Raw genomic sequence first — 12,310 nt, 5'->3', positions numbered from 1 at the left:
CGGCGGCTATTTTACCGCGGTTTCCTCTTCGATGTAGGAAATTTCGGCGTCGCCCCACAGCTCCTCGAGCGCGTAGAACTGGCGCCGGTCGCGCAGGAACACGTGCACCACCACGTCCACGTAGTCGAGCAGGATCCATTCGCGGTTCAGGCGGCCTTCGCTCTGCCAGGGGTTTTGGCCGGTAGCTTTTTCTACCTCCTCTTCCACCGAGCGGGCAATGGCGTCGAGCTGAGTATCGGACGAGGCCGAGCAGATGACGAAGTAATCGGCTACGGCGTTTTTAAGATGTTTAAGATTGAGCACCACGATGTCCACGGCTTTCTTTTCCTGCATGCCGCGGACCACCAGGTCTGCCAAGTTGTCCGAATCCAGCCGAACCGGGGAAATTTTCATAAGAGAAGGTAGGTTTGTCAACACAAAGTAGGAAAAATCGGGTGGAGCAAATCAGTCCCCAAACCCTCTTCACGGGCCGGCAGGTGCAGTGGTTGCCGCAATGCGACTCCACCAACACCGTGGCCCGGGAGTTAATCGGCCAAAACCGCGCCACCGAGGGCTGCACCGTCATAACCGACCATCAGCGGGCCGGGCGCGGCCAACGTGGCAACGTTTGGGAGGCCGCCCCGGGCGAGAACCTGACAGTATCGGTGGTGTGGCGGCCCACCTTCCTGCCGGCGGCGGCGCAGTTCCGGCTGAACCTGGCCGTGGCCCTGGCCGCCCACGACTGGGCCCGCGAGCTGCTGGGCCCCGACCCCGCCCTGCGCGTGAAGTGGCCCAACGACCTCTATTACTACGACCAGAAGCTGGGGGGCATCCTGATTGAGAACACGCTCAGCGGCGCACAAATTCACTGGAGCGTGGTTGGTTTGGGGCTGAACGTAAATCAGACGGCGTTTGGGGTGCCCACGGCTACCTCCCTGGCCTGTCTCACCGGCCGGCCCTACCAGCTGGCGCCGCTGGCCAGCCGCCTGCTCGAGTGCCTGGAGCAGCGCTACCTGCAGCTGCGCGGCGGCCACCACGCCGCCCTGCACCGCGACTATCTGGCCCGCCTCTACCGCTACGACGAGTGGCATTCCTACGAGGTGAGCGGGCGCCGCCTGGCCGGCCGCATCGTGGACGTGCTCGACAGCGGGCACCTGGTGCTGGAGCAGGACAACGGCACCACCCGCCACTTCGACCTGCAGGAAATCCGCCACGTGTAGCGGCGCGGGCAGGCAACCTTTTTGGCCGGGGCCTCCGAGTAAGCAGGCAACCCACCGGCCCGCTGCCATGCCCGCACCCTGACGTTAAACCTTCGCCCCGCCGGCTGCTCCAAGCAGCCGGGGCGCGCCGCCGCGGCCCGCACTCGGGCACGGTGCTTGCCTTACCCGGCCCAGCGGCTTGCCCCCTCTCCTCTTTCTTTTTTGCGCCCCGTGGGGGCGTCCGGCTTCAGACCTTCTCCCATGAAAACCTTTACCCGCTTGTTTGTCGCCCTGAGCTTGTGGCTGGCCGCCGGCTCGGCCTACGCGGCCACCCACATCGTGACGGTGGGCGACTTTGAATACTCCCCGCAGTTTTTGGTGGTGGCGCCCGGCGACCAGGTAACCTTCCAGTGGCAGTCGGGCAGCCACCCCACCATGTCGGACAGCAGCCCGGCCGCGTTTCCCACCTTTCAGATGAACGCGTCGAGCCCGCAGCGCACCATCACGCTCACGGCCCTGGGTCAGTACGACTACCACTGCATGGCCCACGGCGGGCCGCAGTCGGGCATGTGGGGCAGCATCACGGTGAGCATTCCCACGGCGTCGGCCAGTGCCCGCGCCCTGGCTTCGGCCCTGAATGTGTACCCCAACCCGGCCCGCGGCGGGCAGATTACCGTGTCGGCCCCCGAAAGCAAAGCCGGCACCGCCTACCGCCTGCGCGTGACCAACGTCATTGGCCGCGAAGTGCGCTCGGTGGTGCTGCGCCCCGAGCTGGTGGCCAACGGCCACCCGGTTGACCTCTCGTCGCTGCCGGCCGGGGTGTACTTCTGCAGCCTGCTGGTGGGCGACAAAGCCGTGGCCACCAAGCGCGTGACCTTACAGGACTGACTTGCAGGACTGACTTGCCTTTTTGCTTCGGCAACCCGGCTCCTGGGTTGCCTGCGGCAGCCGCCCCACCGGGCGGCTGCTTTTTTGTGTTCGGGAGCCTGCGACGCGGCGGGCTGGGCGCGTGGGGGATTTATGCCTACTTTTGGCTTCTCTGAAAAAGCCTCTATGCAGCGATACCATCGTCTGAATAACCTGGTGGGCTGGCTGGTTTTCGCCATTGCCACCGTCACCTTCCTGCTCACGCTCGAGCCCACGGCCTCCTTCTGGGACTGCGGCGAGTTCATCGCCTGCTCCTACAAACTGCTGGTGCCACACCCGCCCGGGGCGCCCACCTTCCTGCTGCTGGGCCGCATCTTCTCCCTGTTTTCCTTCGGCGACGTCACCAAGGTATCGGTGCTGATTAACGCGCTGTCGGCGCTGAGCAGCTCGTTTACCGTGCTGTTTCTGTTCTGGACCATCACCATGCTGGCCAAGAAGCTGGTGCTGGGCCGCCCCGGCATGCACGACGACCGCGGCCTGGAGCCCAGCGGCGGGCAAACGCTGCTCATCCTGGGCAGCGGCGTGGTGGGCGCCCTGGCGCTGACCTTCTCCGACTCGTTCTGGTTCAACGCCGTCGAGGCCGAGGTCTACGCCATGTCGTCGCTGTGCACGGCGGTGGTAGTGTGGCTGATGCTCAAGTGGGAAAACCGCGCCCACGAGGCCGACTCCGACAAGTGGCTGATTCTGATTGCCTACGTAATGGGCCTCTCCATCGGGGTGCACTTGCTCAACCTACTGGCCATTCCGGCCCTGGGGCTCATCTACTACTTCCGCCGCACCACCAACGCCAACTGGACGGGGGGCATTATCACCCTGGTGATTTGCAGCCTCATTGTGGGGCTGATTCTGGTGGGCATCATCCCCGGCCTGCCCACGCTGGCGGGCATGTTCGAGGTGTTCTTCGTCAACTCGGTGGGCCTGCCCTTCAACTGGGGCGTCATCATCTTCCTGGTGCTGTTCCTGGGCCTGATCTGGTTTGGCTTCCGCTACTCCTTCCGCGCCCAGAACCGCGTGCTGAACACGGCCCTGCTGGCCTTCGTGTTCATTTTGATCGGCTACTCCTCGTACCTGATCATTCCCATCCGCTCGTCGTTTTTGCCCACCATCAACGAGAACGAGCCCAAGGACGTGCTCTCGTTCGTGAGCTACCTCAAGCGCGAGCAGTACGGCGACCGGCCTTTGCTCTACGGCCCGCAGTTCAGCGCCGAGCCTATCGACCAGAAGCAGGGCGCCCCGCGCTACGTGCGCCGCGGCGATAAGTACGTCATTGCCGAGTACAAGCTCGAAACCATCTACCGCCCCGAAGACAAGATGCTGCTGCCGCGCCTCTACAGCCCGGCCCCCGAGCACATCCGCCAGTACCAGAAGTGGGTGGACATCCGCGAGGGGCAGCGCCCGAGCATGGGCCAGAACCTGGCCTTCCTGACCAAGTACCAGATGGGCCACATGTACTGGCGCTACTTCCTGTGGAACTTCGTGGGTCGCGAGAGCGACGTGCAGCAGGCGGGTGTGCTCTGGCCCACCGACAGCAATAAGAACGGCCTGCCCGAGCGCATTGCCGACAGCGCCGCCCGCAACAACTTTTTCGCCATTCCCCTGATTTTCGGCCTGGTGGGCTTGTTCTTCCACGTGCGCCGCGACGGCCGCAACGCCCTCATTGTGGGTTTGCTGTTCTTGTTCACCGGCCTGGCCATCGTCATCTACCTCAACCAGCCGCCCATCGAGCCGCGCGAGCGGGACTACACCTTCACCGGTGCCACCTACGCCTTCGCCATCTGGATCGGGCTGGGCGTGCTGGGCCTGGCCGAAGGGCTGCGCGCCCTGCTCAAGGCCGATAGCCTGCGCGGCGGCGTGGCCGTGGCCCTGGGCTTGGTGGCCCCCGCGCTGATGGCCGCCCAGGGCTGGGACGACCACGACCGCTCCGACCGCTACAACTCGGTGGACTCGGCCAAGAACCTGCTGAACTCCCTGGCCCCGAACGCGGTGCTGTTCACCAACGGCGACAACGACACCTTCCCGCTCTGGTACGCCCAGGAAGTGGAGGGCGTGCGCACCGACGTGCGCGTGGCCGTGCTCAGCTACCTCAACACCGACTGGTACATCGACCAGATGAAGCGCCGCGCCTACAAGTCGCAGCCGCTGCCCATCTCGCTGCAGAACCCGAACTACGTGCAGGGCACCAACGACTACCTGCCCTTCGTGGAAAACCCCTCGGTGAGCCAGGTAAACCTGCGCGAGTTCATCGAGCTGGTGAAGCAGAACTCGCCCCTGCTGCAGGTGCAGACCCAGAGCGGCCACGCCCTGCTTTCCTTCCCCACCCGCAAGTTCTTTTTGCCCGTCGATACCTCGGCCGTGCAGAAGCTGGGCATCGTGCCGGCCGAGCGCCGCGGGCAGCTCGTCTCGCGCATGGAGTGGGACATGGGCCGCGGCGCCATCGAGAAAAAGAACTTGGTAATTCTGGACATGCTGGCCACCAACAACTGGGAGCGGCCCATCTACTTCTCGTCCACCGTCAACCAGCAGGACTTTATGAGCCTACAGCCCTACTTCCAGCTCGAGGGCATGGCCTACCGCATTCTGCCCCTGCGCGACCCCAACTACCAGCCCCAGGGCGAGGAAGGCTACGTGGCCACCGACCTGATGTATGAGAACCTGATGAAGAAGTTTGCCTACCGCAACCTCGACCGGGCCGACATCTTCTACGACGAAAACCAGCTGCGCTTCCCGGCCAACTACCGCGACAAGTTTGCCCGCCTGGCCCAGACGCTGGTGGCCCAGGGCGACCTGGCCCGCGCCAAGGAAGTGGTCAACTACTGCCTGAAGGTGATGCCCGACAAGGCTATTCCCTTCGACTACTACACTCCCCAGCTGGTGGAGCCACTGGTGCGCGTGGGCGAAACCCAGAAAGCCAACGACATCATGGACACCATGACCAACCGCGCCCAGCAGGCCCTGGCCTACTACAGCACCAGCCCGGGCAGCGGCCTGTTCGACATGGAAGTGCAGTTGCAGCTGCTCACCCTGCAGAGCGTGTACCGCGCCGCCGAGAAAACCGGCGACCGGGCCCGCGCCACCAAGGCCCTGCAGTTGCTCCAGCAATACTACCCGCAACAATAGCCCACCGCTAGCTTGTTGCTGCCTGCCAACGCCGCCTGGTTCGCGCCGGGCGGCGTTGCTGTTTCCGCTGCTGGAGCTTGCAACAAAAAATCTGCAACATTCTGAATTGTTGTAGATTTTTTGTTGCAGCTGACCGACCTTTCTCCCCTCCTCCCTGCGGACGGACTACCCGGGAAGAATCACGTGCTACCAGCGGCGTTGGGCGGCTCGTTTACTAGCCGGCCCAGGGCGGCTCGGCCAGCTTCTGGAACTTGGGAAACGCCAACCGGTACATCGCCTGCGTCGACTTCGCGTTATTAGCCTTGATGCGCTACGTGATTCTGCTTACCGCCTTGCTGCTTGGGGCCGCGGCCTGGCCGGCCCGGGCCCAGCGCCCGCCGGTGCCCGCCCGCCTCGATCTAGGCGGCCTTTACCACCCGCAGCGCCGCCCCCAGGCCGAGGTGCGCCGCGAGGGCGACAGCCTGCGCCTGTACCTGCGCCTGCCCGACGCGGGCGCGCTGCGGGCCGGCGAGTCGCTGCAGCTGCTGGGCTGGGCCGGCTACTCGGCCCGGGTGCCGCTCTGGCAGCACACTCGGGTGCTGCGGGCCGCCGACCTGCGCCGCGAGGGCGCGGCTTTGTGGGTGGAGCTGCGCGTGTCGGCCGCGGCCCTCGCCCCGGTGCGCGTGCTGGCCCTCTGGCCCGCCCGCCAGCTGCCCGACAACCCCGGGGCCGCCGCCTGGCTGAGCCTCACGCCCGCGGATCTGCAGCGCCCCTACCTGCTCACCGACTCGCTGGGCCAGCCGCTGCTGCGCCGCTACGTGCGGGTGGGTGAGCCATTCGGCGTGGCTGGCTACGGCCCCGAGCAGGAGCTGACCCTGCGCCGCTACGCCGCCGACTTCGCCCCAGCCCGCCCGCCCCACGCTCGACCCGCTGCCCCCGAACCCAAAGCCCGCACCCTGCGCCCCGACGGCGAGGAAACCCTGCGGCCGGGGCAGCTCGTTCGGCTGGCTGGCCCGGGCCTCTACACCGTGCAGCCCGCCGCGGGCGGCCCCGCGCTGGGTTTGCTGGCCCCCGACGGCGACTACCCCAACCTGAGCACGGCCCAGGAGCTGATTGCCCCGCTGCGCTACCTGACCACCAGCGAGGAGCGCGCCCGGCTGGAAAAAGCCGAGGTCCCCAAGCGGGCCGTGGATGCCTTCTGGCTCCGCGCCGCCCGCGACCAGCCCGAAACGGCACGGCTGCTCATTCGCCGGTTCTACGAGCGCGTGGAAGATGCCAACCAGCTTTTTTCGGCCCACAAGCCCGGCTGGATGACTGACCGCGGCTTGCTTTACATCGTGCTGGGGCCGCCCGAGCGGGTGGTGCGCAGCGGCGCCGAGGAGCACTGGCACTACGCCAACACGGGCTATGGCAGCGCCACCTACGTGTTGCGCGCCAAACCCAGTACCTTTGCCCCTGATTACTACGAACTGGTGCGCCGCCCCGAGTACGAACCGCTCTGGTACGCCGCCGTGCAACAATGGAGAACAGGTCTGAACGCCCCTCGGGCGGAGGCCGGCCGCTGAACGAGCGCCGCCCCGCCTTCCAAGCCAAGAAGCATTACCCGCCGCGCCCCGCCGCCGACCGCAGCATCGAGATGATCTTCGGTTTGCGGCCCATCATGGAGGCCCTGCAGGCGGGCCGCACCCTGGAAAAGATTTTCCTGCTGAAAGGAACGCGCAACTCGCTCACCCAGGACATCAGCGAACTGGCCCGCGGGGCCGGCACACCCGTGTCGCTGGTGCCCAGCGAGAAGCTCGACAACCTCACCCGCAAAAACCACCAGGGCGCGGTAGCCTTCCTCTCCCCCATCGACTACGTGCCGCTCGACTCGCTGCTGGCCGGTTTGTTTGAGCAGGGCAAGAGTCCCCTGGTGCTGGTGCTCGACCGCATCACCGACGTGCGCAACTTCGGCGCCATTGCCCGCTCGGCCGAGTGCCTGGGCGTCGATGCCATTGTGGTGCCGGCCCATGGCGCGGCCCAGATGAACGGCGACGCCCTCAAGACCTCGGCCGGGGCCCTCACCCGCGTGCCGGTGAGCCGCGAGCCGAACCTGCACAGCACCCTGCGCCGCCTCAAAGACTCGGGCCTGCAGGTGGTGGCCTGCACCGAGAAGGGCGACGCCAGCCTGGAGCGCGCCCCGCTGGACATGACCGGCCCGCTGGCCGTGGTGATGGGCAGCGAGGAAGACGGCATCAGTCCCGAGCTACTGGCCCTGGCCGACGCCAAGCTACGCATTCCCATGATCGGCCAGATTGGCTCCCTGAACGTGTCGGTCGCCAGCGGCATCTTGCTCTACGAAGTGCTGCGCCAGCGTTTGGTAACGGAAGGCAAGTGACGGGTTTGGGGTGACACGTAACACCTGACAAGCCACACGTCCCATCCAACTAAAAGGCCGGCCGCTCATCAGAGCAGCCGGCCTTTTAGTTGCAGTCGGCAGCAACGCCTGACCGAAAATCTGTCACGTGTCACCGCATCACCTGGCAGCCCTAATTATACCCCTGGCCCTTTTTCGACTTCACGTCGGCCACGAAGTCTTTGACGCGCTGCTCCTCGGTGCGCTTGCAGATGAGCAGCACATTGTCGTACTCGGCCACGATGTAGCCTTCGAGGCCCTGCACCACCACCAGGCGCTCGGAGGGCGTTTTGATGACGCACTCTTTGGTGTCGTACAGGATGGCGTCGCCGTCGACCACGTTGCCGTCGGCGTCGTGGTGGCCCATGCGGTGCAGCGAGTCCCAGGTGCCCAGGTCGCTCCAGCCAAAGTCGGCGGGCAGCACGTACACGTTATCAGCCTTCTCCATCACCCCGTAGTCGATGCTGATGTTGCGGCAGCGCGAGTAGGCCCCCTGCACGAAGGTGCTTTCCATGGCCGTGCCCAGCATCAGCTTGCCCTCGTCGAACACCTCGGCAATGTCGGAGAGGTAGTGGTGAAAGGCGTGCAGAATCACGTCGGCGCGCCAGATGAACAGGCCGGAGTTCCACAGGAAGTCGCCGCTGTCGACGAACATCTGGGCCAGCTCCAGGTTGGGCTTCTCGGTAAAGGTTTTCACCTTCTTGAGGCCCGCCAGCTCCTGGGTCTTGCCGTCGTCGTGAAACTGAATGTAGCCGTAGCCGGTGTCGGGGCGCGAGGGCTGAATGCCCAGGGTGATGAGAATGTCGTGGTTGCGGGCCGCATCGACGGCGCGGCGAATGTCGTCGCGGAACTCGTCTTCCTTGAGCACGGCGTGGTCGGCCGGCGTCACCACAATCACGCCGCGCGGGTCGAGCTGGGCAATGCGGTAGCTGGCGTAGGCGATGCAGGGGGCCGTGTTGCGCCCGATGGGCTCGGCCAAGATGTGGTCGAGGGCCAGCTCGGGCAGGTGCTGGTGCACCAGGTCCACGTAGTCGCGGTTGGTGACCACAAAGATGTTCTCGGGCGGGCAGATGCCGGCGAAGCGGTCGACGGTGAGGCGCAACATGGACTTGCCCACGCCCAGCACGTCGTGAAACTGCTTGGGGTGCTGGGTGCGGCTGAACGGCCAGAAGCGGCTGCCAATGCCACCGGCCATGACCACGAGATAAGGAGCAGCGGAAGAAGGCATACGAGGTGTCAGTTGCGGAAGGAAGGCGCGCCGGGTTCGACGCGCAGCTAATATCAGGTTTCGGCGGTAAACTCAACGCGGCGGCGCGCCGAAGTTTGGCGCCGCGGTTTGGGCCGGGCGCGAGGGCCGGTAAAGCCGGCGCGGCCCGGTGCTACACCAGCCCCTCGCGCAGCAGGTCGTGCAGGTGAATGAAGCCGGCGAAGCGGCCGGCCTCCGTCACCACCAGCTGGGTGATGTTGCGGGCCTGCATGCGGGCCAGGGCTTCGGCCGCCATTTCCTCCACGTCGATGGTTACCGGCCGGGGCGTCATGATGTCGTGGGCGCGCACGGCGGCCAGCCGCTCGGGGGCGAAGTTGGTGAGCATGCGCCGCAGGTCGCCGTCGGTGACGATGCCCAGCAGCTGGCCCGCCTCGTCGAGCACGGCGGTGGCGCCCAGGCGCTTGCCGGAAATTTCGAGGATGACATCGCGCAGCCCGGCGCCGGTGGGCACCTGCGGGGCCTGGTTTTGCCGGCTCAGGTCGCCCACCTTCAGGTAGAGCTTCTTGCCGAGCGTGCCGCCGGGGTGCAGGTGGGCAAAGTCCTGGGAGCTGAACCCGCGCGACTCCAGCAAGGCCACCGCCAGCGCGTCGCCCAGCGCCAGGGCGGCGGTGGTGCTGGTGGTGGGCGCCAGGTTGTGGGGGCAGGCCTCGCGCTCGACCGGGGCGTGCAGGATAAAGTCGGCCTGCACGGCCAGGTAGGAGTCGCGGTTGCTCACCAGCGCGGCCATGGGCACGCGCTTGCGGCGCAGCAGCGGCACCAGCACCTTGATTTCGGGCGTGTCGCCGCTCTTGCTGATGCACACCACGAAGTCCTCGGGCTGAATCATGCCCAGGTCGCCGTGAATGGCATCGGCGGCGTGCATGAACAGCGCGGGCGTACCCGTGGAGTTGAGCGTGGCCACGATTTTGCCGGCGATGTGGGCGCTCTTGCCGATGCCGGTGACCACCACGCGGCCGCGCAGCTGCAGGATGGCGCGCACGCAATCTTGGAAATCTCCGGTTCGGCCAATGGCATCGGCTACCCCGCGAATGGCTTCAGCTTCTTGCAGAAGCACTTTTTTTCCGATAGAAGTAATGTCCGTCTGGGCTTTCAATCTAACTTTGTTTAGATTGAGCAGTAAACCCCTTCCCAAGTTTCCGCCCGGTTTGCACCCTTTGCTCAAAGAGGAAGAACGATGATGTCAGCAGAAGCCAACACAGCAGAGCCGGTAGCCCGTAAGAAGGCTGCCCAGCCCGTCGGGGCCGATTTGAAAGCCAAGTTAAAGGAAGTTTTTGGCTACGGTCAGTTCCGCGGCACGCAGGAAGCCATCATTCAGAACGTCATCGAGGGCCACAACACCTTCGTGATTATGCCCACCGGGGCCGGTAAGTCGCTGTGCTACCAGCTGCCCGCGCTGGTGCTGCCGGGCACGGCCATCGTGATTTCGCCCCTCATTGCCCTGATGAAAAATCAGGTCGACCAGCTCAATGCCTTCGGCGTGAATGCCCAGGTGATGAACTCCACGCTGACCAAGACGGAGGCCAACCGGGTGAAGAAGGACGTCATCAACGGCGAGGTGAAGCTGCTCTACGTGGCGCCCGAGTCCTTGACCAAGGAAGAAACCCTGGACTTTCTGCAGAAGGCCACCATCTCGTTTGTGGCCATCGACGAGGCGCACTGCATTTCGGAGTGGGGCCACGACTTTCGCCCCGAGTACCGCAAGATTCGCGGCATCATTGACAACCTCGGCGCGGGCATTCCCATCATTGCCCTCACGGCTACGGCCACGCCCAAGGTGCAGCAGGACATCCAGAAAAACCTGCAGATGGACGACGCGTCGGTGTTCAAGACCTCGTTCAACCGCACCAACCTCTACTACGAGGTGCGGCCCAAGCACCAGACCAAGAAGCAGCTGATTCAGTACGTGAAGCAGCGCAAGGGCCAGGCCGGCATCGTGTACTGCCTGAGCCGCAAGAAAGTGGAAGAAATTGCCGAGCTGCTGAAGGTCAACGACGTGCGGGCCCTGCCCTATCACGCCGGCCTCGACCCGCAGACCCGCATGAACAACCAGGATGCCTTCCTGAGCGAGGAGTGCGACGTTATCGTGGCCACCATTGCCTTCGGCATGGGCATCGACAAGCCCGACGTGCGCTTCGTGATTCACTACGACACGCCCAAGAGCATTGAGGGCTACTACCAGGAAACCGGCCGCGGCGGCCGCGACGGGCTGGAGGGCGACTGTCTGATGTTCTACAGCTACGACGACATCGTGAAGCTGGAGAAGTTCAACAAGGACAAGCCCGTTACCGAGCGCGACAACAGCAAGGTGCTGCTGCAGGAAATGGCCAACTACGCCGATTCGGCCGTGTGCCGGCGCAAGCAGCTGCTGCACTACTTCGGCGAGGTGTACGAGAAGGACTGCGGCTTCTGCGACAACTGCCGCCACCCGCGCGAGAAGTTCGAGGCCAAGGAGTTTGTGAAGCTGGCCCTGCAGGCCGTGGTGCAAACCGAGCAGCGCTTTGGCATCGAGCACCTGACGGCCGTGCTCACGGGCATGACCAGCCCCCACGTGGAAAGCTACGGCCACAACCAGCTGCCGGTGTACGGGGCGGGCAAGGACCACGACGTGGCTTTCTGGCACTCCATCATCCGCCAGTGCATGATTTCGGGCTTCCTGGGCAAGGACATCGAAAGCTTCGGCGTCATCCGCATCTGCGACAAGGGCGAGGACTTCCTGGTGGAGCCCTACAGCCTGAAGTTTGCCAAGGACCACGACTACGAGCAGGAAGTGCAGCAGGAAGAGCAGAAGGAGGAAGTGCAGCAGTCGGCCGGCCACGACGCGGCCCTGTTCGACATGCTCAAGGCCCTGCGCAAAAAGCTGGCCCAGCAGAAAAACCTGCCGCCCTACGTGCTGTTCCAGGACCCCTCGCTCAAGGAAATGGCCACCACCTTCCCCACGAAGATGGACGATCTGGCCCACGTGTCGGGCGTGGGCCAGGGCAAGGCCCACAAGTTCGGCGCGCCCTTCCTGGAGCTGATCAAGAAGTACGTGCAGGACAACGACATCGAAACCGCGGCCGACGTGGTGGTGAAGTCGGCGGTGAACAAGTCCAAGATCAAAATCTACATCATCCAGCAGATCGACAAGAAGATGGACCTGGAGGAGATTGCCGCCTCCAAGAGCATCGACATGCGCGAGCTGATGGAGGAAATTGAGCACATCTGCTATTCCGGTACCAAGCTCAACCTCGACTACTACATCGACTCGGTGCTCGACCAGGACCGGCAGGAGGAAATCTACGACTACTTCATGCAGGCGCCAACTGACAACATTGCCGTGGCCCTCAAGGAACTGGGTACCGATGACTACACCGAGGAAGATCTGCGCCTGATGCGCATCAAGTTCCTGAGCGAAGTGGCCAACTAGGGCCCCGGATTTCTCGGATTTTTCGGATGTTGGGGACGCCC

The 12,310-nt window shown here is 64.6% G+C and carries 9 protein-coding genes; 6 read left to right on the top strand and 3 right to left on the bottom strand.

Going from position 1 to position 12,310, the window contains the following annotated elements:
* Window positions 1–6 precede the first annotated feature (6 nt).
* Window positions 7–393, bottom strand: a complete 387-nt coding sequence (gene rsfS / locus ACE191_RS18110; protein WP_400193647.1) for a ribosome silencing factor — start codon at window positions 391–393, stop codon at window positions 7–9.
* Between the two features lie 41 nt (window positions 394–434).
* Here rsfS and ACE191_RS18105 point away from each other — a divergent pair, with 41 nt between their 5' ends.
* The 5 genes from ACE191_RS18105 (at window position 435) to rlmB (ending at window position 7,578) form a co-directional block, all read left to right on the top strand.
* Window positions 435–1,199 carry a biotin--[acetyl-CoA-carboxylase] ligase gene (locus ACE191_RS18105; protein ID WP_400193646.1) on the top strand — a complete coding sequence of 255 codons (765 nt, stop codon included), beginning with the start codon at window positions 435–437 and terminating at the stop codon, window positions 1,197–1,199.
* 240 nt (window positions 1,200–1,439) lie between these two features.
* The gene (locus tag ACE191_RS18100; RefSeq protein WP_400193645.1) at window positions 1,440–2,066 is read left to right on the top strand and encodes a T9SS type A sorting domain-containing protein; all 627 of its coding nucleotides are present in this window, start codon (window positions 1,440–1,442) and stop codon (window positions 2,064–2,066) included.
* Window positions 2,067–2,231: 165 nt separating this feature from the next.
* Window positions 2,232–5,222 carry a DUF2723 domain-containing protein gene (locus ACE191_RS18095; RefSeq protein WP_400193644.1) on the top strand — a complete coding sequence of 997 codons (2,991 nt, stop codon included), beginning with the start codon at window positions 2,232–2,234 and terminating at the stop codon, window positions 5,220–5,222.
* A 305-nt stretch (window positions 5,223–5,527) separates the two neighbouring features.
* Window positions 5,528–6,766, top strand: coding sequence for a GWxTD domain-containing protein (locus tag ACE191_RS18090; RefSeq protein ID WP_400193643.1), 1,239 nt, complete (start codon window positions 5,528–5,530; stop codon window positions 6,764–6,766).
* Window positions 6,721–7,578, top strand: a complete 858-nt coding sequence (rlmB, locus tag ACE191_RS18085) for a 23S rRNA (guanosine(2251)-2'-O)-methyltransferase RlmB (protein WP_400193642.1) — start codon at window positions 6,721–6,723, stop codon at window positions 7,576–7,578. Before ACE191_RS18090 ends, rlmB begins: the two co-directional genes overlap by 46 nt.
* A gap of 151 nt (window positions 7,579–7,729) precedes the next feature.
* Here rlmB and ACE191_RS18080 read toward each other — a convergent pair whose 3' ends face one another.
* Together ACE191_RS18080 and ACE191_RS18075 are read right to left on the bottom strand one after the other, a co-directional pair.
* Window positions 7,730–8,824: a mannose-1-phosphate guanylyltransferase gene (locus tag ACE191_RS18080; RefSeq protein ID WP_400193641.1), complete on the bottom strand. Its 1,095-nt coding sequence runs from the start codon at window positions 8,822–8,824 to the stop codon at window positions 7,730–7,732.
* 151 nt (window positions 8,825–8,975) lie between these two features.
* Window positions 8,976–9,956 (bottom strand): SIS domain-containing protein, encoded by a 981-nt coding sequence (locus ACE191_RS18075; protein ID WP_400193640.1) that lies wholly within the window; start codon window positions 9,954–9,956, stop codon window positions 8,976–8,978.
* 84 nt (window positions 9,957–10,040) lie between these two features.
* On the opposite strand from ACE191_RS18075, the gene recQ reads away from it, so the two are divergent.
* Window positions 10,041–12,269: a DNA helicase RecQ gene (recQ, locus tag ACE191_RS18070; RefSeq protein ID WP_400194116.1), complete on the top strand. Its 2,229-nt coding sequence runs from the start codon at window positions 10,041–10,043 to the stop codon at window positions 12,267–12,269.
* Window positions 12,270–12,310: the final 41 nt, after the last annotated feature.

Origin of the sequence: Hymenobacter sp. B81, from assembly GCF_044628455.1 — a bacterium.
Lineage (GTDB): Bacteria > Bacteroidota > Bacteroidia > Cytophagales > Hymenobacteraceae > Solirubrum.
This window is presented reverse-complemented; position numbering and strand designations above follow the sequence as displayed.